This is a genomic window from Streptomyces sp. NBC_00414, from assembly GCF_036038375.1.
Lineage (GTDB): Bacteria > Actinomycetota > Actinomycetes > Streptomycetales > Streptomycetaceae > Streptomyces.
In genome coordinates, this window is the sequence record NZ_CP107935.1 from 1,193,789 (window position 1) to 1,217,850 (window position 24,062).

At 69.7% G+C, this 24,062-nt stretch carries 24 protein-coding genes; 8 read left to right on the forward strand and 16 right to left on the reverse strand.

Going from position 1 to position 24,062, the window contains the following annotated elements; genetic code table 11:
- Positions 1-62: 62 nt before the first annotated feature.
- From OHS59_RS05240 to OHS59_RS05255, 4 genes are all read right to left on the reverse strand, one after another.
- On the reverse strand, positions 63-515 hold the full coding sequence (locus OHS59_RS05240) for a DUF7144 family membrane protein (protein WP_328492215.1): 453 nt from the start codon (positions 513-515) through the stop codon (positions 63-65).
- A 33-nt stretch (positions 516-548) separates the two neighbouring features.
- The gene (locus tag OHS59_RS05245; RefSeq protein ID WP_328492216.1) at positions 549-1,004 is read right to left on the reverse strand and encodes an SHOCT domain-containing protein; all 456 of its coding nucleotides are present in this window, start codon (positions 1,002-1,004) and stop codon (positions 549-551) included.
- Positions 1,005-1,081: 77 nt separating this feature from the next.
- Positions 1,082-2,434: a hypothetical protein gene (locus OHS59_RS05250; protein WP_328492217.1), complete on the reverse strand. Its 1,353-nt coding sequence runs from the start codon at positions 2,432-2,434 to the stop codon at positions 1,082-1,084.
- A 96-nt stretch (positions 2,435-2,530) separates the two neighbouring features.
- Positions 2,531-3,238 (reverse strand): HdeD family acid-resistance protein, encoded by a 708-nt coding sequence (locus OHS59_RS05255; RefSeq protein WP_328492218.1) that lies wholly within the window; start codon positions 3,236-3,238, stop codon positions 2,531-2,533.
- A 298-nt stretch (positions 3,239-3,536) separates the two neighbouring features.
- Here OHS59_RS05255 and OHS59_RS05260 point away from each other — a divergent pair, with 298 nt between their 5' ends.
- A complete protein-coding gene (locus OHS59_RS05260) occupies positions 3,537-4,946 on the forward strand; it encodes a DUF2252 domain-containing protein (protein WP_328492219.1) in 1,410 nt (469 codons plus the stop codon).
- 68 nt (positions 4,947-5,014) lie between these two features.
- Here the strand turns inward: OHS59_RS05260 and OHS59_RS05265 are convergent, their stop codons facing one another.
- The 5 genes from OHS59_RS05265 to OHS59_RS05285 all read right to left on the reverse strand — a co-directional run bounded on the left by OHS59_RS05265 (position 5,015) and on the right by OHS59_RS05285 (position 12,123).
- Positions 5,015-5,212 (reverse strand): hypothetical protein, encoded by a 198-nt coding sequence (locus tag OHS59_RS05265; RefSeq protein ID WP_328492220.1) that lies wholly within the window; start codon positions 5,210-5,212, stop codon positions 5,015-5,017.
- Positions 5,213-5,424: 212 nt separating this feature from the next.
- Positions 5,425-5,946: a hypothetical protein gene (locus tag OHS59_RS05270; protein WP_328492221.1), complete on the reverse strand. Its 522-nt coding sequence runs from the start codon at positions 5,944-5,946 to the stop codon at positions 5,425-5,427.
- 237 nt (positions 5,947-6,183) lie between these two features.
- On the reverse strand, positions 6,184-8,913 hold the full coding sequence (locus OHS59_RS05275; RefSeq protein WP_328499057.1) for a helix-turn-helix transcriptional regulator: 2,730 nt from the start codon (positions 8,911-8,913) through the stop codon (positions 6,184-6,186).
- A 138-nt stretch (positions 8,914-9,051) separates the two neighbouring features.
- A complete protein-coding gene (locus OHS59_RS05280) occupies positions 9,052-10,872 on the reverse strand; it encodes a glycoside hydrolase family 15 protein (protein WP_328492222.1) in 1,821 nt (606 codons plus the stop codon).
- 273 nt (positions 10,873-11,145) lie between these two features.
- Positions 11,146-12,123 carry an ABC transporter substrate-binding protein gene (locus tag OHS59_RS05285; RefSeq protein WP_328492223.1) on the reverse strand — a complete coding sequence of 326 codons (978 nt, stop codon included), beginning with the start codon at positions 12,121-12,123 and terminating at the stop codon, positions 11,146-11,148.
- Positions 12,124-12,523: 400 nt separating this feature from the next.
- On the opposite strand from OHS59_RS05285, the gene OHS59_RS05290 reads away from it, so the two are divergent.
- Entirely contained in the window at positions 12,524-12,697 is a 174-nt protein-coding gene (locus tag OHS59_RS05290; protein ID WP_328492224.1) for a CsbD family protein, read from the forward strand.
- A gap of 94 nt (positions 12,698-12,791) precedes the next feature.
- Positions 12,792-13,229 (forward strand): ATP-binding protein, encoded by a 438-nt coding sequence (locus OHS59_RS05295; protein WP_328492225.1) that lies wholly within the window; start codon positions 12,792-12,794, stop codon positions 13,227-13,229.
- 273 nt (positions 13,230-13,502) lie between these two features.
- On the opposite strand, the gene OHS59_RS05300 is transcribed toward OHS59_RS05295, so the two are convergent.
- The 4 genes from OHS59_RS05300 to OHS59_RS05315 all read right to left on the reverse strand — a co-directional run bounded on the left by OHS59_RS05300 (position 13,503) and on the right by OHS59_RS05315 (position 15,542).
- The gene (locus tag OHS59_RS05300) at positions 13,503-13,994 is read right to left on the reverse strand and encodes a hemerythrin domain-containing protein (RefSeq protein WP_328492226.1); all 492 of its coding nucleotides are present in this window, start codon (positions 13,992-13,994) and stop codon (positions 13,503-13,505) included.
- A gap of 100 nt (positions 13,995-14,094) precedes the next feature.
- Positions 14,095-14,523 carry a hypothetical protein gene (locus tag OHS59_RS05305; RefSeq protein ID WP_328492227.1) on the reverse strand — a complete coding sequence of 143 codons (429 nt, stop codon included), beginning with the start codon at positions 14,521-14,523 and terminating at the stop codon, positions 14,095-14,097.
- A gap of 136 nt (positions 14,524-14,659) precedes the next feature.
- Entirely contained in the window at positions 14,660-15,010 is a 351-nt protein-coding gene (locus tag OHS59_RS05310) for a hypothetical protein (protein ID WP_328492228.1), read from the reverse strand.
- Between the two features lie 271 nt (positions 15,011-15,281).
- The gene (locus OHS59_RS05315; protein ID WP_328492229.1) at positions 15,282-15,542 is read right to left on the reverse strand and encodes a WhiB family transcriptional regulator; all 261 of its coding nucleotides are present in this window, start codon (positions 15,540-15,542) and stop codon (positions 15,282-15,284) included.
- A 246-nt stretch (positions 15,543-15,788) separates the two neighbouring features.
- Between OHS59_RS05315 and OHS59_RS05320 the strand changes: the two genes are divergently transcribed.
- Together OHS59_RS05320 and OHS59_RS05325 are read left to right on the forward strand one after the other, a co-directional pair.
- Positions 15,789-16,493, forward strand: a complete 705-nt coding sequence (locus OHS59_RS05320) for a GAF and ANTAR domain-containing protein (protein WP_328492230.1) — start codon at positions 15,789-15,791, stop codon at positions 16,491-16,493.
- Positions 16,494-17,196: 703 nt separating this feature from the next.
- On the forward strand, positions 17,197-17,526 hold the full coding sequence (locus tag OHS59_RS05325) for a DUF397 domain-containing protein (protein ID WP_328492231.1): 330 nt from the start codon (positions 17,197-17,199) through the stop codon (positions 17,524-17,526).
- Positions 17,527-17,573: 47 nt separating this feature from the next.
- Here the strand turns inward: OHS59_RS05325 and OHS59_RS05330 are convergent, their stop codons facing one another.
- Together OHS59_RS05330 and OHS59_RS05335 are read right to left on the reverse strand one after the other, a co-directional pair.
- Positions 17,574-18,452, reverse strand: a complete 879-nt coding sequence (locus OHS59_RS05330) for a helix-turn-helix domain-containing protein (RefSeq protein ID WP_328492232.1) — start codon at positions 18,450-18,452, stop codon at positions 17,574-17,576.
- Positions 18,453-18,748: 296 nt separating this feature from the next.
- On the reverse strand, positions 18,749-19,972 hold the full coding sequence (locus tag OHS59_RS05335) for a phospholipase D-like domain-containing protein (protein ID WP_328492233.1): 1,224 nt from the start codon (positions 19,970-19,972) through the stop codon (positions 18,749-18,751).
- 224 nt (positions 19,973-20,196) lie between these two features.
- Between OHS59_RS05335 and OHS59_RS05340 the strand changes: the two genes are divergently transcribed.
- The gene (locus OHS59_RS05340) at positions 20,197-21,069 is read left to right on the forward strand and encodes a SigB/SigF/SigG family RNA polymerase sigma factor (RefSeq protein ID WP_443061384.1); all 873 of its coding nucleotides are present in this window, start codon (positions 20,197-20,199) and stop codon (positions 21,067-21,069) included.
- A 52-nt stretch (positions 21,070-21,121) separates the two neighbouring features.
- A complete protein-coding gene (locus OHS59_RS05345) occupies positions 21,122-21,586 on the forward strand; it encodes a hypothetical protein (RefSeq protein WP_328492234.1) in 465 nt (154 codons plus the stop codon).
- A gap of 25 nt (positions 21,587-21,611) precedes the next feature.
- Here the strand turns inward: OHS59_RS05345 and OHS59_RS05350 are convergent, their stop codons facing one another.
- Positions 21,612-22,745 (reverse strand): GNAT family N-acetyltransferase, encoded by a 1,134-nt coding sequence (locus tag OHS59_RS05350; RefSeq protein WP_328492235.1) that lies wholly within the window; start codon positions 22,743-22,745, stop codon positions 21,612-21,614.
- A gap of 507 nt (positions 22,746-23,252) precedes the next feature.
- Between OHS59_RS05350 and OHS59_RS05355 the strand changes: the two genes are divergently transcribed.
- Entirely contained in the window at positions 23,253-23,972 is a 720-nt protein-coding gene (locus OHS59_RS05355; protein ID WP_328492236.1) for a hypothetical protein, read from the forward strand.
- Positions 23,973-24,062 lie beyond the last annotated feature (90 nt).

The following is a 24,062-nucleotide window of genomic DNA, read 5'->3' on the forward strand; positions in this document are numbered from 1 at the left end:
GCACCGGCACGGGCCGTGCGGTTCACGGCCCGTGCCAGGTCCCCTTCAGCGCTTCCGCGGCGTCAGCGGTTCCGCGGCGGCGTCGTGAACGTTTCGTCGAAGTCCTCCTCACGGACCACGCTCAGGGCCCAGATGATGAAGCCCGAGAAGGCGATCATCACGATCGACCAGACCGGGTAGTACGGCATGGAGAGGAAGTTGCCGAGGATGATGAGGCCGCCGATGACCATGCCGGACACCCGCGCCCATGTCGACGCCTGGAAGAGACCGATACTGACGATCACGGCCGCCACGCCCAGCGCGAGATGGATCCAGCCCCATGAGGTGAGGTCGAACTCGAACACGTAATTGGGTGTGTTGACGAAGAGGTCGTCCTCGGCGATCGCCATGATCCCCCGGAGGATGTCGAGCACACCCGCGATCATGAGCATGATGGCCGCGAAGACCGTCAGGCCTTCTGCCCAGTGCCGCTTGGCCGAGTGCGTGTGCGTGTGGCCGGTGTGTGTCGCAGTCATACCGATGCCTCGATTCAGTGTCGTGCGATGCCGTCAGTGACCGGCCGCCGAATGGGTGGCGCCCGACCGTCCCGAGGCGCCGGAGCCGCTCAACACCAGCTCCTTCGCCCGGTGGAACTCCTCGTCCGTGATGTCACCGCGGGCCTTGATCTCGGACAGCCGGGCGAGTTCGTCGACACTGCTCGTCCGGTCCGCGCCCCGGGCCGTCTCCCGGACGTACGACTCGAAGGCCTCGTGCTGTGCGCGCGCCTGCGCCACCTCCCGGTGGCCCATGTTCTTGCCCCGCGCGATCACGTAGACGAAGACGCCGAGGAACGGCAGGAAAGTCACGAACACCAGCCAGCCGGCCTTGCCCCAGCCGCTCATGTCGTCGTCCCGGAAGATGTCGACGATGATCCGGAACAGCAGGACGAACCACATGATCCACAGGAAGAAGACCAGCATGGACCAGAAGACGCTCATGAGCGGATAGTCGTAGGCGAGGTACATGTCTTTCCTCCGTCCTGGGCGTTCGCCCAGCCTTTTTCCACCGTTTTCAGCGTGCCCCGGACAAAGACCCGGTGACCTCACCCGGAGCGGGTGAGAGCACCGTCCGGGGGTGGATCGGCGGCCGCGACGGCGACGAGTACCGCCACCGCGGCCAGCGCAGCCAGCACAAGGACGAGGACGAGCGCCACCGCTCCGACCGTCGGGTGGTTCCAGAGCACCAGGGCCAGGGCGCCCGCGCCGATCACGACGCCGGTGGCCCACGTCCGGCGGGCGGCCAGCCCGCGTCCCACGGGGCCGACGCGCATGCCCGCCCGGCTCAGCGCGCCGCCGGCCGCACCCGCGCCGCGCCGGGCCGCGTTCCGCACACCGACGGCCGCCCGCCCCGGGCCGTACAGATACGCGGCCAGTGCGGTGATCAGGGCGACGACGAGAAGCGTGCGCGTGCTGTCGCGCAGGAAGCGTACGAAGGTGTCGAAGATCGCCGCGGCGGCGTCCGGAGGCAGCGTGGCGGCCGGGACCGTGTCCAGGTACACCCGGCGCATGGCCGCCAGCGCGATGAGCAGCACCACCATCATCAGGCCGATGCCGAGAGCCGTGATCAGCAGCATCGACCGGTGTTTGGGAGCGGTCCACACCGCCAGGGCCGCGAGGGCGACGGTGAGCACGGGCAGCCATGTACCGACGATGTCCAGCACCCGCATCGTGCCCTGCGCCCTGTTCAGCTCCGCGGTCCGGAACAGGGTCACGGTCCGGTCGCTGTCCGGGATGGCGGCGGCCCGCTCGAAGCCCTGGTCGACGAGGCGTTGGCGCACCTGGTCGACCACGGATCCGATGTCCAGCTCGATGGCGTCCCCCGAGGCGCGGAGGGCGCCCTGCCGCTCCCCCGTGAGCATGCTCAGCACGGCGGCGTGCGCCCGTCGGTTCGACCCTTCCCACGCCTGCTGGAAGAGGTCGCTCGTGACCACCCGGTCGACGTTGCGCCGTACGACGGTCCGTACGGCGGAGGTCAGCGGGCCGGTCAGGGCCTCGGAACCGGCCACCACGCGCGGCGGTGCGCCGGAGTCCGCGAGCACCTTGGTGAGCGAGGCCGTCACCGCCTCGACGTCCACCTGCTCCACCACGCGGTCGGTCAGCCGGTCGGTCACCAGCTTCTGCACCGCGGGATCCGAGGCCAGGGGCGCGACCGTCGCTACGTACCGGTCGGTGTCGGACACGGTGTCGTGCACCCAGGCCGCGACGACCGCCAGGGGTGCGAGCAGGAGCGCCGCCAGGAGGAGGATCGTGGCGCCCAGCCGGCGCACCCGCCGGTGGCGCAGGGTGGCGGCCCCGCGCAGCCGCTCGTACTCCGCGTGTTCCTCGGCGCTCAGGAGACGACCGGCGTCGGTGGCTCCGCCGGAGTGGGACGGTACGGCACCGCTGTCCGGGACCATGGCTCCTCCTCGGAGGTGTGTGCCCGCGGCAGCGGCGTACCGCCGACGGGTTACGGGGGCTGTGGCGGCCCGGCGCCGAGGGGAGGCAGGCAGGTGTCAGCCGGTCCCGGCGGGGCCTGCGGGGTTCGCGGGGCCGGCCGGCTCGGTCGGGCCGGCCGGTGCACGCGCGCTCGCGACGCGCGTCCTGCCGAGCGCGGCCCGCCAGGCGAAGGCGATCGCCACCTCGACCAGGCCGAGCAGGACGAGCCACAGGCCGAGCAGCCTGGTCAGCGCCCGGGCCGACTCGGTGGGCAGTGCCAGCACCACGATCCCGGCGAGGATGCCGATCACCGCGGCTCCGAGCAGGAAGCCGCGGTGGGGCAGGTCCTTGGCGCCGATGGCCGTGTAGAGGGTGAGGATCCCGGACACCAGCCAGACGACCCCGACGATCAGCGAGAGCGCGGCGATCGTCTGCAGCGGGTTCCGCAGGCAGAGCACCCCTGCCAGGACGTACAGCACCGCGAGGAGCAGTCCGGGCAGCCGTTCGCCCAGGTCGTCGCTGGCGAAGGACGCGACGAACCGGAAGCCCCCGGTCACCAACAGGTACAGGCCGATCAGGACCGCGAGGACGTGCAGCGTCTCGTCCGGCCAGACCAGCACGAGGATGCCCGGCACGAGCGTGGCCACCGCCGAGCCGAGGATCCAGGTCCAGGAGTGCCCGAGCTTCGCCAGCAGTTCCGCCGGATCGCCCGACGCCCCCGGGGCCGCCCCGCCGGAGCGGTGGGCCGGTCCTGAACGCGGTGCCGGGTCAGGTGACACGGTCATGGCTCCTCCTCGCGCGGTCGACGCGGCCGGCGCGGTCGAACGGCACCGCGGGCGGACCGCCGACAGGGCGGTGTGTGGTGACCTCGACCGCCAGCGTCGCGCTCGCCGTCGGCTGCGGGATCACCCCCGGCGGGTGAGCCCGCCCCGTCGTGGGGGCGGTGAGGTGGGGGGCACAGACGTGCGCCGGCGTGCGGCGGAACGGACGGCACGAGTGCTCGGTCCAGGTGCGCGTGACAGGAGCTGTGCGGAAGAGGCGGTGCTTCTCCGCACGGGGACAGCGGTTCAGGAGGTTCACGCCATGGCCGTACCGATCGCGTTCACGCCCTCCCTGTCACCGGCCGAGAGGGCGGCGTACGGCAGGAGCGCCCGTAAACGCGCCTCCCGTTCGTGCCACGGCTGGTTCGAGGCGGAGCAGGAGCGGCCCGACCCGGTCGAGGTGATAGAGCGTCAGTCGCAGTCCCGGCTGACCGAGTTGGTGCCGATCCGCTACGGACGCATGCTGGAGTCCCCGTTCCGCTTCTACCGGGGCGCCGCGTCGATCATGGCCACGGACCTCGGGCCCGTCCCGAACTCCGGCCTGACCGTGCAGCTCTGCGGGGACGCGCATCTGCTCAACTTCCGGCTGCTGGCCTCGCCGGAGCGTCATCTGGTCTTCGACATCAACGACTTCGACGAGACCCTGGCGGGGCCGTTCGAATGGGACGTCAAACGGCTGGCGGCCAGCTTCGCGATCGCCGCCCGGGCCAACGGATTCTCCGTCAAGAAGCAGAACCGCGTGGTCCAGGCCTGTGTGCAGGCCTACCGGCGGCGGATGCGGGAGTTCGCCGGCCTGCCCACGCTCGACATCTGGTACGCGCAGGACGACGTCGACCGGATGCGGGAGCTGCTGGCCTCCTCGATGGACAAGCGGGCCAGGCGCCGTACCGCCGACGCGACCGCCCGGGCCAAGACGCGAACCCACCTCCAGGCGTTCGAGAAGCTCACCCGGGTCACGGCCGAGGGCAGGCGGATCACACCGGACCCCCCGCTGATCACTCCGCTCCGGGACCTGCTCACGGACTCCTCCGAGGCCGACGAGGAGAAGGAGCTGCGGACCGTCGTGGACGGGTACGCGCGGACCCTGTCCTCCGAGCGCCGGCACCTGCTGCGCCACTACCGGCTCGTGGACATGGCCCGGAAGGTGGTGGGCGTCGGCAGTGTCGGAACGCGCTGCTGGATCCTGCTGCTGCTCGGCAGGGACGACGGGGATCCCCTGCTGCTGCAGGCCAAGGAGGCACAGGAGTCGGTCCTCGCCGCGCACACGAACGGCAACCACTTCGACAACCAGGGTTGCCGTGTGGTGGCGGGCCAGCGGCTCATCCAGACGACCAGTGACATCTTCCTCGGCTGGACCAACGTCGTCGGTCTCGACGGCCGGGGCCGGGACTTCTACGTACGACAGCTGCGGGACTGGAAGGGCATCGCCCAGCCGGAGACCATGGGCCCCGGGCTTCTCCGTCTGTTCGGGCAGCTGTGCGGCGCGTGTCTGGCGCGGGCGCACGCCCGGTCCGGCGACCCCGTGGCCATCGCCGCCTATCTGGGCGGGAGCGACCGCTTCGACCGGGCGCTCACCGGATTCGCGCAGGCCTACGCCGACCAGAACGAGCGGGACTTCGAGACGCTGGGCGCCGCCGTCCGCGCCGGCAGGGTCCGCGCCGAGAGTCTCTGAGGACAGTCCTGGGGCACCCACGCACAGGCCGGCACTGAGGGCACACCCGCACAGGCCGGCGCGCGGCGTCACTCGGGGAGCTGGCGCATCTCCAGGACCCGGAGACCCAGCGACCGGCAGCGGGCCAGCAGTCCGAACAGGTGGGCCTCGTCGATCACGGGCCCGAACAGGACGGTCTGACCGGACATCACCACGTGGTCCAGCTCCGGGAAGGAACCGACCATCGTCTCCGACATGTTTCCGTCGACTCGGATCTCGTAGCGCATGAGCTGCTTCTCCCGATGACCTGGGACAGGCGGGCCGCGCCCCTCCTCACTCGCCCTTCTTCACGATCCTGCGTCTCACCGTGCCACCCGGCCTCACCCCGGAGAGGTGAAACGACGATCCGTCGGCGTGCGCGGCGGGGCGTCAGCACATGCGGCGGTGCGTCGGTGCGCCAACGCCTGCGGCGGTGCGTCGGTGCGTCACGCAGTGCTTGTCAGTGCGTCACGAAGAGCTTGAACGAGATGATCAGCAGGCCGAGCAGCAGATTCACCGCGGCGGTGACGGCCATCAGACGCCGGGAGGCGCCGCCCCGTCGTGCCGCGGCTGTCGACCAGCCCACCTGACCGGCCACGGCGACGGCGAGCGCCAGCCACAGGGTGCTCTCCATGCCCAGGCCCAGCAAGGGACTGACGGCCACGACGATCGCGGGCGGGACGGCCGCCTTGACGATCGGCCACTCGTCGCGGCACGCGCTCAGAACGGCCCGCCGGTCCGGGCTCTGCTGCATCAGCCGCGCGCCGAACACCTGGGCGTGGACGTGCGCGATCCAGAACGCCACTCCGGTGAGCAGCAACAGCAGCACCAGTTCCAGACGGGGGAACGAGCCGAGTGTGCCGGCTCCGATGATCACGGAGGCGGCGAGCATGGATCCGTAGACGCCACCGGTGCAGTCGGCCCGGGCCCTTCGCTCCGCGTTGCGCGCCGCCCTGGGGGTGGCATGCCCGGTTTCGGACATCTCGATCTCCCTTCGGGCTCGGCACACCGGGCCGAGCACGCCGAACCGGGCGCGCCGCACCGCATCGCGTCGCATGGAGCAGCGGAAGGAGTCGCTCCGGCGGGTCGGCCGTACCGGCCGTCCTGTCCCATGGCACGCGAAGAGACCGCACGGCGCCTCACCCGTCATGGGCGACCCTTGGCTCGCACGACCTGGGCGATCCCGGCCGGCCACGGTTGTGCCGTACTCGGGCCGTGGTCACAGCAACCGCAGTTCGCGCGCGCGGCGGACCGCGTCGCTGCGCCGGTTCACCGCCAGTTTCCGGTAGACGCTCTTGAGGTGGGTCTTGACCGTGTTCACCGACACGTACAGGTCGGCGGCGATCTCCTCCGTCGACATCATCTGGGCCAGCCGCCGGAGCACATCGCGCTCGCGTCCGCTCAGCGGCTCGACGACCAGCGGCGGAGGCCGGCCCTCCGCCGACCGGGCCGGCCCGGTCGGCGGAGGCGAACCGGGAGCCAGCCAGCCCGCGGCCAGAACGCGCAGGGGCGCCATGTCCAGCGAAGGCCTGATCCACGGACCGGCCTCGAGGAAGGGCCGCCGCAGACGCTCGCTCCGCGCCTCCCGCAGCGCCTGCGCGACAAGTCTGTGCGAGGCCGCGCGGTCGCCCGCCCCGTCCGCGGCCTCCGCTCTCACCAGCATGGCCCGTACGGTCACCGCGGGGCCGGTGGGGTCCTCGGGGCACAGCCCGTCGAGCAGGGCGATCGCCGCGTCGGGCCTGCCCGCGGCGAGCTGGGCGCGGGCAGCCCCCACGGCGCACGCCGCCTGGGCGTCGGGGGCCGTCTGCAGCACTTTGACGGCTGTCTCGGGGCGGCCTTCGGCCAGGTGTGCGGCGGAGGCGATCAGGGCCGTGTGCCCCTGGGCCCACGGCGAGGCGACGTCGGCGCGGACGGCGGTCTCCACCGCCGCGAGTGCGGCTCGCGGTCTGCCGCGGGCCAGGAGCAGACGCGCGGTGACGATCGCCCGGCCCGCCTCCGTCACCGGGTCGCGCGTCCCGCCGTCCTGGTGGGCCGCCTCGTGGAGCAGTGCCTGGGCCCGGCCGAGTTCGTTGCGGTCGACGGCCACCGCTGCCAGGACGAGCCGCCCGACGACCGAACCCGACGCATGCGCGGGGCCGGGCGGACCCGCGGGGTCGGACGGATGCGCGAGGCCGGACCCCTCCGTCCCGGATGTCGCCACCAGAACCCTGCGCTCCGCCCTGCCGAGCCAGCCGTGCAGGTAGTCGATCAGGGCCAGGCGGCCCAGGCAGTCCTCCCGCGCCGACGCCGTCGCGGCCGTGCCGGAGCTGTCGTCGGTCACCGTGGACAGCGCCGCGCGCGCGTCCTCGAAACGCCCGGCCCACAGCCGTGTGGAGCCCAGGTGGGTCTGCAGGAGGGCGGTGACCTCGGGATGCTTGTCCAGGAAGTGGGCGGGGACCTCCTCCTGGAGTCTCGCGGCGGCCCGCGCGGCCGTCTCCGCCCGCCCCGGCGAACCGGTCAGCCGTGCCGCCAGTGTTTCCAGCAGCGCGCAGCTCAGCCGGGCGGCGGCCTGCGCCGCTCCCCCGCCGGGCGGACCGTCCTCCCGGTCCAGGCTCTGCCGCGCCCGGCGCAGGCTGGGCAGGCCGTGTTCCAGGTCGCACCGGGCCAGCTCCCGGGCCGCGCGTACGAGGTCCGCGGCGGGGCTCGTGGCCTCGGGCCCCATCCCGGCGAACAGCGCGGTCAGGTCGTCGGAGCGCAGGCCCGTGAACAGTTCACCGATGGCGAGGTCGTCGACGAGCGCACCGGCGGTGAAGTCCCAGTCGCCCGCGGCGGCACCCTGCCCCAGCGTCTCGGCGAGAGAGCCGGAGCACCGCAGCCAGGCCGCCGCCCGCCGATGGAGTTCGGGCTCAAGGCCGGGTGAGCGCATCCGCAGATGGGCTCGGAGGATCTCGCCGAACAGCGGGTGGAGGCGGTACCAGGTGTGCCCGAGGTCCTCGACGAACGCGTTCTCGCGGTGCAGCCCCGCCAGGATGGGTTCGGCGTCGGCGCGTTCCGTCAGCGCGTTCGCCAGGGCGGGACTGAAACGGTCGAGGACGCTCACCCTCAGCAGGAGGTCCTGGGCCTCGGGCGTCTGCCGCTTGAGCACTTCCGCCAGGAGGAAGTCGGCGACCGTGGAGCGGCCTGCCTCGAACTCCTTGAGATACGTCTCCGGATTCGGGCTCTCCCGCGCGGCCAGGGCACACAGGCGCAGGCCCGCGGCCCATCCCCGGGTGCGTTCCACGAGTGCGCGAGCGGCGTGGACCGGAACACGCAGTCCGTGGGTCTCCAGGAGCACGGCCGCCTCCTCCGGGGTGAAGGCCAGCTCCGCGTCCCTGATCTCGGTCATGTCGCCGGCCGCCCGGTAGCGGTGCAGCGGCAGCAGCGGTTCGGTGCGGGTGACCAGGATCAGGCGCAGGCCCCGGCCCGCGTGGTGCAGGACGAACTCCAGCTGCTCCGCGATCTCCGGGTCGGTGACACGGTCGTACTGGTCGATCACCACGGTCACGGCCGCATCCCGGGCGCTCAGTTCGGCGGCCAGCCGGGCCAGGAGCGGGTGGTCCACACGGCCGACGTCGGCGGGGTCGCCGAGTTCGGCCGACCTCGGCACACCGGAGGCGCGCAGGGCCTGGAGGAAGTAGGCCCAGAACACTCCCGGCTGCTGGTCCGTCGCCTCGCTGGTCAGCCAGGCGAGGGGCCCGTCCCGCCCGGTGGCCCAGTCGGCGACCAGCAGGGTCTTGCCCGCGCCCGCGGCTCCGTTGACCAGGGTCAGCGGTGTCAGGAGGGACCGGTCGAGATGCCGTACCAGCCGGTCGCGCCGCAGGAACATCGCCGGACGTCCGGGCACGGCGAACCTCGTACGCAGAAACGGGTCACCCCGGGGATCGGCATGCGGTGCCGTCGGTACCGAACCGTTCGTCTCGCACCCGGCCATGGCGCTCACCACCACTGTTCTCAGGCCACACGGTCAGCGCTTCCTCCCCAGCATCCCAGGGTTCCCCGATACCTGCGCGTCGCGCGGGCGTCCCCGGGCGCGGACCGGTTCCGGTGGCCTCGAACTCCGCCCCGGCGCTCAGCCGAGGGCGTCCATCTCCTGGTCGAGGGAGAGGGCGGCCGTGATGAGCGCCAGGTGCGTGAACGCCTGCGGGAAGTTTCCGAGCTGCTCCCCCGTCGAGCCGATCTCCTCCGCGAACAGGCCCACGGGATTGGCGTAGGTGAGCATCTTGTCGAAGGCGTACCTGGCCGGGCCGAGCTGACCGGCCTGCGCCAGCGCGTCGACGTACAGGAAGCTGCACAGGGAGAACGTGCCCTCGCTGCCGCGCAGACCGTCCGGGGACGCCTGCGGGTCGTAGCGCTGGACGAGGCTGTCGGAGACGAGTTCCTGTTCCATCGCTTCGAGGGTGGACAGCCAGCGCGGGTCCTTCGGCGAGATGAAGCCGACGGAGGGCATGAGCAGCAGGGACGCGTCGAGGGTGGTGTCCTCGTAGTTCTGGACGAACGACTGGCGCTCGGTGCTCCAGCCGCGCTCCATCACCTGGCGAAGGATGTTGTCCCGGGCCGTGGTCCACTCCGGGATGTCGGCGGGCCGGGCGAAGTCACGGGCCATCCGGATGCCCCGGTCGAAGGCGACCCAGCACATGAGACGGCTGTAGGTGAAGTCCTTCTGCCCGCCGCGCGTCTCCCAGATCCCCTCGTCGGGCCGGTCCCAGGCCTTGACCAGCCAGTCCAGCACACCGGACAGCGCCTGCCAGCCGTCGTACGGCGGCGCGTTGCCGGCGCCCTGCACCGTATGGGACAGGGCGAACACCGCCTCGCCGTAGATGTCGAGCTGGAGCTGTCCCGCGGCGCCGTTGCCCGCGTACACCGGCGCCGATCCGCGGTAGCCCTCGAAGTGGTCGAGGGTCTCCTCCGGCAGTTCGGGGTCGCCGTCGACGCGGTACATGATCTGCAGGGGTTCGCCGCTGACCGTGCGGCCCGCCCTCAGCCGGTCGCCGAGCCAGGCGCGGAACGCGTGCGCCTCCTCGATGTGGCCGAGGCCCAGCAGGGCGCCGACCGACATCGAGCCGTCCCGCACCCAGGTGTAGCGGTAGTCCCAGTTGCGGCCGCCGCCGATCTGTTCGGGCAGCCCCATGGTGGGTGCCGCGACGGGCGCCCCGGTCGGCGCGTACGTGAGCAGTTTCAGGGTGATGGCCGCCCTGTTCACCATGTCCTGCCAGCGTCCGCGGTAGCTGCTGCGGCGTACCCACGCGTGCCAGAAGTCCCGGGTGCTCTCGAAGAGCGCCCGGACGTCCGAGGGTGTCAGTGGCGGTACGGCAGTGTCGTCGGCATCGCCGACCGTCAGGGCGAGGGCGGCGAAATCCCCCTCCTCCATGGTCAGTTCGCCGCGGATGTCATCGCCTTCCCTGTTCCACCGCACCGGGCCGACCGTCTGCACCACGGCCTGGGCGCCGGGGGCGTCGAAGCGCACGGTGTCCCCGCCGAGGTCGACGCGGTGCCCGGCGCGGCCGTAGTCGAAGCGCGGCCTGCACTCCAGTGAGAAGCGGACCAGGCCGCGGGTCACCCGCAGGATCCTGACGAGCCGGTGCCGGCCCACCGCGCGCTCGGGGCGCTCCACCGGCATGAAGTCGACCACTTCGCCGACGCCCGACTCCGTCAGGAACCGCGTCACCAGGATCGCGGTGTCCTGAAGGTAGATCTGCACCGGTGGCTGCGCCGTCTCGGCGGACACGGTGAAGTGACCACCGCGGTCGTGGTCGAGGAGCGAGGCGAACACGCTGGGCGAGTCGAACCTGGGCGCGCACAGCCAGTCGACCGTGCCGTCGGAGGAGACCAGTGCGGCGGTCTGGAGGTCACCGACCAGTCCGTGGTCGGCGATGGGGGGATAGCGTCGCATGGTCGGTGCTCCCTTCCGGCCGGAGCGCCCCCGGGCGTCGAATGCCCGGGCACCGTGTCACGCTCCACGACTGCCAACATCGCCGCGCAGCGCCGTGCGGGCCTCCCCCGCGACGGGTGAGATCGCCCGCCCCGACCGGAAACACAGGCTCCGCACGCCTTGCCGACGCGCCCCGAGGCGTCTTCCAGGAACGCGGACCTCAGGGGCGCGGGGAACTGCCCGACGGGAGTTCGGGGGCGGAGCCCCCGAGGCAGTGACGGGAGGCCCCGCCGCTCAGGAGAAGAGGGCGTCCACATCCGGCTGCTTGTCGCCGAAGAGTCCGTCCTGCTCACCGAGGGACGCCAGCTTCTCCAGGGAGGCCATGTCGACGTCCGGCGGCCAGTTCGGCAGGGTGAGCTTCTCCAGGACATCACCGCCGATCTTGGTGTACGTCGTCAGGACCTGGCGTGCCTCGTCGGGGTGGTCGGTGGCGTACTGGAGAGACTCGGTCATCGCCTCGGTGAACTTCTTCACCAGGCCGGGCTTCTGCTTCGCCAACTGGGCGGAGGTGAAGTACGTGGCCACGGTGAGCTTCGGGTCCGTCTCGGCGAACGGTGACGCCACGACGCGGGCGCCCTTCGCCTTGGCGATGGTCATCGCGGGCTCACCCATCCAGGCGGCGTCCACGCGCCCGTCGTCCAGTGCGGCCGGCATCTGGTCGAACGGGATCTCCACGAACTCGACCTCGGACGGGTCGCCGCCGGCGGCGCGGACCGACTCGCGCACCGTGGTGTCCCCGATGTTCTGCAGGGTGTTCACCGCGACCGTGTGTCCGGCGAGGTCCTCGGCCGACTTGATCGGGCTGTCCTTGCTGACGCCCACACCGGTGACGTCACCCCCGACCTTGCCGTTGGACGCCGCGCCGTTCACCACGGACTTGACCGGGACTCCTTTGACCTGCGCGACCATCAGCGACGTGGTGTTGCTGAAACCGAACTGGAACTGGCCGCTCACCACACCGGGGATGATCGCCGCGCCGCCCTGGGCACTCACCATGTCGAGCTGGATGCCGCGGCTGTCGAAGAATCCCTTCTTCTGTCCCAGGTAGAGCGGGGCCACGTCGACGATCGGGATGATGCCGACCTTGACCTTGGTGGTCCCGTCCCCGTTCGAGGACGACGAATCGCCGGACCCCGAGCCGGACGATCCGCATCCGGCCGTGGCGACGATCGTGGTCAGCACTGCGACAAGCCCGAGAACGCGCCTCTGCATGGGCTCCTCCTGCAGCTCGGTTTCACGGCCCGACTCATGTTGTGCATTTTCCTGACGGCAGAAATGTACAGACCCAGCTTGGCGCTGTCAGTACTCCTGACAGGGGTGGCTGCGCCCGTGCCGATCGCGCGGGCCACCACGACCGGCGCTCCGGTGTCGGCAGGCGGCTCGTCGACGCGCCGCGACAGGACGACACACAGCGAAGATCGTTTATGCGCGCCCTCCGATTTTCACGCGATCATCGCAACTTGATTTCGGAATCTACTTTCCCCGACGGGAGTGATCCGGCCGTTCGGAGGAACCACGTCGAATTCTCGGACGGCCGCGTTTGGAGCGGCTCTCGCCGGTCAGCCGTAACAGTAGATCGGACGGACAAGCATCAGTGAGGACGTGATCCGCAGTGGCCGAGAACGAGAAGGCGAAGGCGAAGACCGAGCAGGCCAAGGGCAAGGTCAAGAAGACCGTCGGCCAGGCCGTCGGCAACGAGCGCCTGACCGCCGAAGGCAAGGCGGAGCAGTCCAAGGGTGACGCCCGCCAGGCCAAGGAGAAGACCAAGGACGTATTCAAGCATTGAGGCTCATCCAATGCGGAGGGCCCGTCGCGCGCTCTTGCGGCGGGCCCGTTCCTTTTCAGGCGGAGGAGCGAGAAAAATGCTCAGGGAGCACCGAATGACCCCCACCGACGCGACGGCCGTACCGTCTCGGCCCGCCCCCTTCGGACCCCGCAGTCCGGCGGAGGTACGCGAGGAGGTGAGGTACGCGCTCGCGGAAGCGCGACGGTCCCGGCGGCGCGAGGCCCTCGGCGGTGACGACATCATCGGCGACGCCCTCCTCGTCGCCTCGGAGCTCACGACCAACGCGATGCTGCACGGCGGCGGTGTCACCAAGTTCGAGGTGACGCTGGACGACCAGGACGTACGTCTGTCGGTGAGCGACCGCAGCCAGGAGTTCCCCCGGCCGGCGCGGCACATGGGCGAGCGGGGAACGATGGGGCCCGGCGGCCACGGCTGGCCGATCGTCTGCCGTCTCGCCCGCGACATCACCATCTCGGAGCTGCGGACCGGCGGCAAGCGCATCACCGCCGTGGTGCCGCTCGCCCAGCGGTAGGGCTCGACCGACACCGGCCGGCGCACATCCCGGCAGCCCGCCCGGCACACACGTCGAACCGGCCGCACCCACAGGTACAGCCGGTCGTCGGACACCGAAAGCACTCGGCGGCAGGCACCTCCACAGGTCACCTGCACGCTTCTCAGTCACTCGCCGTCGCCGTAGTCACAGTCGCAGTCGCAGTCGCAGTCGCAGTCGGCCGAATCGAGCCGATCGCCTCGCCGTATCGCCACGCCTGCGTCGACCCGCCCGCGGGAATCAGTTCCGCAGGGATCAGTTCTCGATGATGTCGCGAACGTTGTCGACCGATCCGCAACCGGACCTCAGCCGGTGCGCCCGCTCCTTGAGGAATTCCGCGCCGAGCTCTTCGCGGCGCTCCATGGCGACGTTCTCGCGCGCCCCGTTGAGGATGGTGCGCTCCTCCTCGTCCGTGTGGTGCGCGATGGCCTCCACCAGTTCCTCAAGTTTCTCGTCCCAGTCCTCCGAGCCGACCTCGTCGACCTCCAGGAGGGCGAGCAGCGCCTTGTGGCCGTCCTCGTGCTCCGCCTCGCCGTGCTCGACCTCTTCGCTGTCGATGTCCTTGTAGCGCTTGAGGGCGGGGTAGACCTTGGTCTCCTCCGCGAGCGCGTGGGCTATCAGGAGGTCGGCGAATTCCTTCAGCGCGGTCGCCCTGTCCGCCTCGACGCTGCGCATCTGCCGGAAGAGGTCCTCCATCTTCCGGTGATCTTCAAGGATGAGTTCGACGACGTCTTGTGTCTCAGGCATGGTGTGGCGGGCCTTCCTCGGTGGAAATACAGTCCGCCGAGCCGGGTGCCCCGTAATCGGGGAGGAAAAGCACCCGCAACCGCCGCGGCCTCCCGCGATGTCAGGCCGTGAGTGCCTGCCGCGGCAGGTCGGCCCTCTGCCGGGGCAGCTCCGCCGCCGCCGCTGCGCCCCGCCCGACGGAACGCACGACCGGGCGCACCGGGTACGTCGTCTTGGCCGGATCCATCACCGGGTCGCCCAGCGCGATCCGGCCCGCCGCGTGCAGCGCGTCGCACTCGTCCGTGGGCAGGGCCACGTAACAGCCCCCGTACCCGGAGCCGGCCACCGCCGGCTGCCAGTAGCCGTACCGGCGGCGGCCGTTGGCGTGCACGGTCAGGCAGACGGGGACGCGCTGCACCGTGATCAGACGCAGCACCTCGGACCCGCCGGGGGCGAGGGGCGCCGGCGTACGCGGGACGGCTCGCAGCAGGGTCCGCGGAGCTCCGTCCGCGGCTCGCGGCACGGCACGGCGGTGGAGCATGGACGTCATGTGCGGGCGGCCTTTCGACGGACGGGTTCGATCACGGATCGCCTGGAGCGACAACGTTCTCGCTGCTCGGCATTGTTCCTCAGGGCACTGACAACGCGGGGTGGAGCCGCTCCGGGCCGCTCCCCGGAGCCTCTCGTCACCGCCGGTCGGGCGGAGGAGGCGCCCGGTGTGCGCGGCCTTCCAGCTCGCCCTGGACGAAGGGGTCGTCGGCGCTGTCGTACTCCCCGGCGTGATCGAAGAGAGCTTCGGTGATGCGCTCCCACTCCTCGACCTCCGCCTGTGCGATCAATGCCTCCCGGCCGCCGGGCGAACTCTCCTCGGCCGCCTTGCGGGCTTCCTCCGACGCGATCTTCGCCTCGTGGTGCCGCATTCCATATGCGGCGCGCCGCACCCGCGCCCAGGCGTCGCGCTCGCCGTCGGACGGCTCCGCCACCTCGTCGCTCGCGTCGTCGACGAGACCGGACGCTCGGTCCTGCTCCAGGCTCACTGATCACCTCGCTGGGGTACGGCGCTGAATACTGCCCTCAGCAGTCCCGCCTGCCCCCGTCGCGAGAGTCGACACCTGTCGCCGGTGACGAGCCGTTACTTCTGATGATCCGAGCCCGAAGTCCGCCGCTCGGAGCCCGGACGGGTCCGGAGTTCGAGGCCCCGGACCGGTTCCGGAACTCAAACCCGGGACGGTTCCGGAACTCGAGACCCCGGGCGGTGAGGCCCGCGTGCGTTCCGCACCACGGACATCACCTTGCGCGCTGACCACGCTACGCACTGTTGTCCCGGGAGGTACGGCTGCGGATGCGCCGCCGCAGGGTGCGCCGTTCGGCCTCGCTCCTGCCGCCCCAGACACCGATGCTCTGCCCCGTGTCGAGCGCCCAGTTCAGGCATTCCTCGCGCACCGGGCAGCGCTGACAGACGGACTTGGCGTCCTCGATCTGCACCAGCGCGGGGCCTGTGTTGCCGATGGGGAAGAAGAGATCGGGATCGACGGTGCGGCATTCTGCGTGCTCACGCCAGCCCTCCATGGGGGCCTCCTTCGGTCGCAAAGTGTTGTTCACGGGGTTCGGTCCCCCTCCGGGTCACCCCAGACCGCCCCGGTGAAACAGGAAGTCTTGTGGGACAACGCCGCTGGAACCCCCGAAGGACACCGCCGACCGCGCACGAGCCCGCCCTCCGGGAAGAGCTGGGCCGGCGCGACGCGGACGTACGGATGGCAAGATGGGCCTTCACGGAGCGCCGTCCCGGGACGCTCCATCGAGGGAGCAGATGACATGGCGCAGGTACCGGGCGAGGTATGGGAGCAGTTCGCGATCGCCGTGGCGGAGATGGCGCGTGACCTGTTGGCGCAGGATTCCGCCCAGGGCACCCTGGACCGCGTCGTGGAGCACGCGTCGGTTCTGATCAAGGGGTGCGACGAAGCCGGCATCCTCACCGTGCGCCAGGGGGAAGTGCATGCCCTGGCCGCGACGAGCGACCTGGTGCGGCGCTCGGACCGGATCCAGCAGGACCTGCAGGAGGGCCCCTGCTTCGACGCGGTGACCGACCGTCAGCAGATCTACGCCATCGAGGATCTACGGCAGCCGAGCAAGCAGTGGCCCCGTTTCGCCCCCGAGCTGAGGAAGCTCGGCATGGGAAGCATGATGGGTTTCCTGCTCTTCACCGAGGACGACAACCTCGGAGCCCTGAACCTGTACTCCCGCGAGCCGGCCAACTTCGACGAGACCGCTCGACGTTCCGGCTGGATCCTCGCCTCCCATGCCGCCGTGGCGTTCTCCGCGGCCCGTACGCACCAGCAGCTGAGCCACGCCATGGAGACCCGTCACGAGATCGGCGAGGCCATGGGCATCCTGATGGAGCGCTACGGCCTGGCCGAGGACACGGCGTTCAAGGTGCTCAAGAAGACGTCGCAGGACCGCAACGTCAAACTGCGTGAGATCGCCCGCCAGATCTGCCGGACCGGCGAAAAGCCCGCCTGACCGTCCCTGGCGTCGTCAGCGACGGCGCCGTTGCCACAGTGGTGGCAACGGCGCGGCAGAGGCGAACCCATTACGGGTTGTTCACCCCTTTTGAGATGTAATCGCTAGCCCATCAACACCGACAGGGCAAAGAACGTCAGGGGCCCCGTAGCGGCCACTACGAGCAGAACCAGGCAGAGACGTAAAGTCGTGTGCCAGTCCCTCATGGCTTCCCTGATCAGGCCAATCATTTCGTCGCGCATACACACCTCCTCTCGCGCAACGAGAGTCGGATGAACGCTATTAATTCTGGCATGCGCAAGGGTGAATACACTAGAAATATTTTGCAGACAAAAAGGAGGAAGCCGTTCCGCCGACTCTGCTGAGTCCGGTGGAACGGCTTGCAACCACTGGTGCGACCGATGGCCGTCGGCCGACCGCACTGCCCATGAAGAAGCGCAGCGATTACCCGTCCAGTATGGATGATGCATTCCAATGTGCCAAGTGTCTTTTTGAAGGATCTCTTGCCGACTGACGCCGGGCGGCCGCCTGCCGGCGGGACCTGTCGTGGCGACGTACGGCAAGCCGACAAGTAGCGGCCACCAATGGGGAACTGATGTTCGGTATCCGATCATCGGTGGCGGCCTCGGGCCCCTCGCCCACGCACCGCCCACACACCGGGGACGGCCAGGCAGGCGAACGGATACAGGATAGAGACACTCCGATGTCCATCGTGCTGTACGCGACTGCTATAAACAGCGCACAACCTGGATCGTCCGGTCGGTTCGGCGCTGCACACCATGCCGACCGGACGATCCTGTTCACTTTGCTCAAGGCATGGAGGGTCGCGCCAGTGCGCTCTGAAGCAGTACCTCTTGAATGGTTCAAGAGTTCGGCCAGCGGTTCGGAAAATTGCGTCGAAGTCGCCTTCACCGGTGACGTGCGGGTAAGGGACTCCAAGGACCCCGACCGCTCCACGCTGAAGTTCTCACACGCGTCATGGACTGCCTTCACCGGCCGCGCGACCGAGCACCCCCTACCGGACGGTGAATAGGCAAAGGATTGAAAGCGTGCCCTCGGCGAAACCGGTTGATGAGTACTTTATACGGACTCGTCACGGAAGCGGCCGAGGGCCCGGTCCACCATCCGCGGAGCGTCCTCCAGCGTCGCCAGCTGTTCCAGCTGCCAGAACTTCTCCAGGAAGCGCGCGGGCGAGTACACGCCCCGCTCCCCGGGTCCCTCGTTGGTGATGAACGTCTGATTCTTCGCCCGCTCGATGTACAGGACGGCTCCGTCGTCGGGGACGGGAAACTCGAAGATCACATACGCGAGGTCCCAGTAGGGATACACACCCGCGTCGAACGGAATGATCCGCAAGGTCACGTGGGGTAACGCGATCACTTCCTGCAGCATTCTCAGCTGCTGCCTCATGACGCGATTGTCACCGACCGTGCGAGTGATGACGTTCTCGTCGAGTATGAAGTGCAGTTCCTTCTCGCCGGTGCGGAAGATCTTCTCCTGTCGCTCCCTCCTCAGCTCCAGCAACCGCTGGGAGTGGGGCTCCGCGTAGTTGGCCAGGACCGCGGCGGCGTACTCCTCCGTCTGAAGCAGCCCGGGCACCATGAGCGGCTCGAAGTTGCGTATCTGCGACGCCGAGGACTCGTGGCCCAGGAATTCCTGGAACTGGGCCGAGATGGCCTCCCGGTAAGGACTCCACCAGCCGAGCTCCCGATAGGAGACGCGCGCCATCTCCACCAGCGAGGCGACGTCCTGCGCATCCGTGATGCCGTAGTACTGAAGAAGAATTTTCAGGTCGTTGACGGAAATGCCGACCGTCCCGGCCTCGATACGCAGAAGTTTGGAGAGCGACCAGTCCATCGCGACCGCCACGTCCTTCTGGCGCATGCCCGCGTGCTCACGTGCTTGCCGGAGCCGAATACGCAGCCTTCGCCGCTGATACATCGGGTCCCGCTCCACCATGCTGCCTCCCGGCACAGTCGTGCCCACGAGTACCGCCGCGCCACTGGTCTGCCGGGCACTTCGCCAGCAGCCACCTGGCGTCAGGCCGTGTGCACAACGCCACTTGGAAGATGAGGATCCAGCAAGGTTCTGCACCCAGCAAGAGTCAGTGCCTGAGGAGGTTGACCGGCAGACGCTCCCGGGCGCACGTTCGGACGGCTTCCGCGTCCGTGAGCCTTGCGTGCGCCCCCGGCGTGAGGGTCAGCCGGCCCGTCCGCCACAGGGGCCCGCGGACACGGCGGTCGTGGGGCGGCGGCTCACAGGAAGCGGCGGATGGGGATGACGGCTGCTTCTCGGGCTCGCTGCACGACGGAACGTCGCTTCCAGCGGCCCTTCTCGATCAGGGTGCTGACCGTCACGTCCTCGTCGAAGTGGCTGTCGAGCGTCGAGGTGAACTCCTCGTCGAGCACGGCGAGCATGATCTCCTCGTCGTGGTCGAGCGAGCGGCGGTTGAAGTTGGTCGAGCCGACCAGCGAGGCGACCCGGTCCACGGTGACGACCTTGGCGTGCATCATCGTCGGCTGGTACTGGTAGATCTTCACGCCGCAGGCGGTGAGCTCCTCGTAATGATGCTGGCCGGCCAGCTGGCAGACGCGCTTGTCCGTGTGCGGGCCGGGCAGCAGGATCTCCACCTCCACGCCCCGGCGGGCCGCGGCACACAGCAGGTCGACGAAGAACGCGTCCGGTGAGAAGTAGGCGGTGGCCAGCCGGAAACGCTCCTCGGCCGACTCCAGCATCACCCGGAGCAGGGTCTGCATGTCCTGCCAGCCGAAGCTGGCCGAGCCGCGCACCACCTGCACCACGGCCCCGCCCTCGGGACTGTGCGCGACGAACCGGTCACGGTCGTCGAAGAGTTCTTCGTGGCACTCGGCCCAGTTCTGGGCGAACGCGGCGGCGACACCGTCCACGGCCGGCCCGCGCAGTTCGACGTGGGTGTCGCGCCACTCGTGCTCGTCGCGCGCGTCGCCGCACCATTCCTCCGCGATGCCCACCCCGCCGGTGAACGCCGTCTGCTCGTCGACGACGAGGACCTTGCGGTGGCAGCGGTGGTTCTGCTTGAGCGGCGAGAGCGCGAGCGGTTTGCGGAACCACGCCACCTGCACACCGGCCTGCTCCATGGCCGACAGCAGGTCCTTCTCGATCAGCCTGCTGCCGAACCCGTCCAGCAGCAGCCGTACCCGCACACCGTCCCTGGCCCGCTCCGCGAGCGCCTGCGCGAAGTCGCGGGCGATGTCGCCCTTCCAGTATACGAAGGTCATCATGTCCACGGTGTGCTCCGCGGACCGGATGCCCGCCAGCATCGCGGCGAAGATCGCGTCGCCGTTGCGCAGAGCGGTGAGGGAGTTGCCCTCGGTCGCCGCGATGCCGATGAGTCTCTCCAGTCGGCGACGTATCCGTTCCGCGCGTTTCTCGTACTCCGGCGACGACCAGGTCCCCGCAGGGGTGGACATCGTCTCCGGCTGGTCCTGAGTACTCGTCATGGCATCACCTGGCCGGCACACAGAGGAAACAGGGGGACGCACGCAGCCCGGTCCGGCACGGGCGCGGCGAGCAGACTGTACTCCGGCTTTCCGGGCACTCGAAGCCGAGGGCGACGAACGCCACGGGACTTTCGCGTCTCCGAAATTGATCGGTCCTGAGCACACATGCTCTTGGGGATGCCGGGCAGGAGACGTCCGACTTGCTTTCTAGTTAAGGCGGCATCGTGACTACCTCCGTGAACACCCGCGAGGCATCTGACTGCAGCACGGGCGTGCAGGAGGCCGTGGGCGACCTGCCCTGGATCGAGGACGGGGGCAAGGTCGCTCCCAAGGACGCGCGGGTACTGTCCCGGCTGTTCCTCGACCGGCTGCAGGAGCTCGAAGAAGGCACCCGCGAATACCAGTACGCCCGCAACACACTGATCGAGATGAACCTGTCCCTGGTCAGCTTCGCGGCCCGCCGGTTCCGCAACCGGGGCAGCGGTGACATGGAGGACGTCATCCAGGTCGGCACGATCGGCCTGATCAAGGCCATCGACCGCTTCGACCTGTCGCGCGAGGTCGAGTTCACCTCCTTCGCGATCCCCTACATCGTCGGCGAGATCAAGCGCTTCTTCCGGGACACCACCTGGGCCGTGCACGTCCCGCGGCGTCTGCAGGAGCTGCGGGTCTCGCTCGCCAAGAGCAAGGAAGCCCTCGCCGCCACACTGAACCGCCCGCCGACGGTCAAGGAACTCGCCACTCATCTGGACCTGAGCGAGGAAGAGGTCATCGAGGGTCTGGTGGCCGCCAACGGTTATGTCGCCGGCTCCATCGACACCCCCGGTGGCGACGACGACTCCAGCGACGGCGGGCCGAAGTACGCGGACACCCTGGGCGAGGAAGACCCGGCGATGGACCTGTTCGAGGACCTGCACACGCTCGCGCCCCTCCTCCAGGAGCTCGACGACCGTGAGCGGACCATCATCGAGATGCGTTTCGGCCAGGAGATGACACAGGCGGAGATCGGCCGTGAACTGAATCTCTCCCAGATGCACATCTCCCGCCTGCTGACGCGCACGCTCGGTCGGCTGCGCGCGGGACTCCTCGCCGCGTGACGGCCGATTCAGGACCGACACATGTGACGGGATGGAAAGGACGAGCAAGGTCGTGAGTGACGAGCAGGACCCGCTGCGGGAGTCGGCCGCGCCGATCGTGACCGAACCCGTGCCGGATCTCCAGCTGCAGATGCTGGTACGGCTGGTCGGCCAGGACCCGCAGGCCGCTCTGCCGGTCACCTTGTTCATCGGGGGTGGTCTCCTCTACGGCGACCTCATCTCGCACAAGGCGTGGACGACCGGCTGGGCGCACAGCCTGCGCGGCATCGACGGACCCGGCGCGCAGCTGCTGGAGCGCTTCCCGGAGCAGGTGGACGAGGCGGTCGCCGACAAGCAGGGGCGCCCCGCCCCGCAGCGGCTGCCGCAGTGGATCCATCTGCGTGACGCCACCAGTGTCGCCGGGGCGGGCGGCCCCGTCGTGATGCCCCTGTGGCGGGGTCGGCTCACCGATGTCTCCGGATGGTCGCTGGGCAAGCCCGACAGCTCCCTCGGGGAATCGGAGGACACCCGCCTCTGACGAGCGGGGTGGGCCCCGGGCGCTGTCAGCGCTCTCGCGAGGCCGCCCTGCCCACGCCCGTGCTGCCGGAGGTGCGCAGGGCGCCGACCGTCTTCAGCAGCCGGTCCGCGGGATCCTTGAGTCCGGGATGGGCCAGAACCGTGTTGCGCAGGCCGCGCACCGGTCTGCGCCACAGCCGGTGTGCCGCCGCCACCGGGTGGCGACGGCTCGCGAAGCCCTCCCCCACACGCAGTTCCCGGGTCTTGAGCCAGTCCTTGTACTCCTTGTCGCCCCGGCCCAGATCCAGGATCCGTACGCCCCGCCGGCCCGCCGCCTCCGCCATCCTGAGGTGCATGACCAAGCCGGGTGAGTAGTAGCGCAGTTCGGGGTCGTACGCGGTGAACCAGGCCGCGAACACCGTGCGCGATCTCGGGCCGAAATGTGCGGCCACCGGCCGGTCGCCCGCGTACACCACGGAGAGGATGCCGGTGAAGTGCTCCTCACGGACGTGGAACAGGTGATCCACCGCGCTCACGATCCAGGGCCGCGCGAACCGGTCCATCCGTGACGTCCTGCGGTACTGGGCGGACTTCCACCGCATGAGCGTGCGCAGCATCGCGGGATCGCGCTCGTCGAAGACGAACCGCATCTCGCCCAGATCGCGCCCCAGGCGGCGCTCCTTCTTCAGCGTCGTCTTGGCCAGCCCGGGGTACGCGCCGCGCAGCCACTCCGCGTAGGTGCCGTCACCGACCTTGAGGTCGATCACCGGTGACGGATACGTCCCCGTGACATAGCGGCTGAACGGCTTCTGTTCCTCGACGAGGTGGTCGAACTCGAAGACGGACAGCCCACAGGCACGCAGCAGTTCGCGGGTGTCCCAGGTGAATCCGGGCCGGTGCACGAGGGCCTGACAGTCCGACAGACCGAGACCGATGGCCCGCCCCACCCCGAAGGAGTTGCGCTCGTACGGGAAGAAGCCCACGGCCTCTCCCCCCTCGCGCAGGACCGCCACCCGCGCGCCGCCGCGGTGGGCGCCGATACCGGCCGCGAACTCCGGTGAGAGGAAGGGGTTGGCGTAGTCGGGTGACGCGTCCGCCGCTCGATGCCAGTCCCGGCGCAGGGCATCGCTCAGCGACTCGGGTCTGTGGATGTCTATGTCCACCTCACTGATTGACCGCATGGACGATCGCCCCCCATTTCCCCCTTGGACGCGGCGTCCGCGTCCCTGCGCTTCCTCGGCCGACTCCCCGTGCACGCCGACGAAGCGCACGTTCCCCGGCCTGCGACTCGACCGGAGTATTCGCGAGGCTCAAACGTCGCGAAACAGTACGCAGCCTGTCAAGGGTGTCGGCCGTAACGAAAGAGGTGCGGATCGGGTGCCCCGCCGACCACTGCGTCCGCCCCTCGCGTCCGACGACCGCGCCGACCGCGTCGACCTCGGCAAGAGGCCGGCAGAACCGGTCGGGCAGTTCGTACAGTCACCTTGAAGGTTGAATTCGAGACATGGCTTCACGCGAGTGGTCAGGTGTCTCTCGCACACCTCGCCGCCTGCGTCTTTGCGGCCCACAGCGGCATGTCAGGGGCCATGTGACGGCAAGGACGGTGCTGACAACTCCGGGATCATGGCCTGATGATGCGAGTAGCATCCGGCCCCAGCACCACACGATGACGAGGAAAGGTAACTGCCATGTCCGAAGTCGAATCGGCCGCCACGGAGCTCAAGACCCAGTACGCCGCCCAGGTGTCTGCGGACCTCGAACGCAACACCAAGGAGCAGGAACGTATCAGCGCCGAAGTGGCGGCGCTGCAGGAGCAGTTGAGTGCACTGGAGCACGACCAGACCCTGCTGGCGGAACTGCAGCGGGCATTGGGTGGTGACACCAAGGGCGGCTCGGCGTCCGCGCCTTCGGTACCGCGGCAGGCCACGGCGGGCGGCCGGAAGAAGGCCACCGCCACGAAGGCGGCCCCGAAGTCCGCGCCGAAGTCGATCGCCAGGCCCACCGGCGCGAAGGCCACCTCGACGGCCACCGCCAAGTCGGCCTCGAAGTCCGCCGTTTCGAAGCCCGCGGCCAAGCCCGCCGCCAAGTCCGCCGCGGTCAAGACCGATGCGGCCAAGGCCGACGCCTCGAAGCCGGCCGCGGTGAAGCCCACCCTGGTCGAGCTCATTCGTGAGCACCTCGGCCGGCAGTCCGAGCCGCGTTCGTCCGCGGAGGTCGCCACCGCGCTGGCGGAGGCCCACCCCGAGCGCGAGATCAAGCCCAAGGTCGTCCGCACGACAGTGGAAGGACTCGTCGCCAAGGGCCAGGTCCAGCGCACCAAGCAGGGGTCGTCCGTCTTCTACACGACGTCCAAGGCCGCTCCGGCCGACACCCCCGTGGAAGAGGCCGCTCCGGCCACCACCGCCTGACTGTCATCCGGCGCCCGCCCGGCCGACGGGGCGCGGTGACCCCGCCGGCCAGTGGTTGCCGGTCAGCGGCTTCCGATCGCTGAGTGTCTG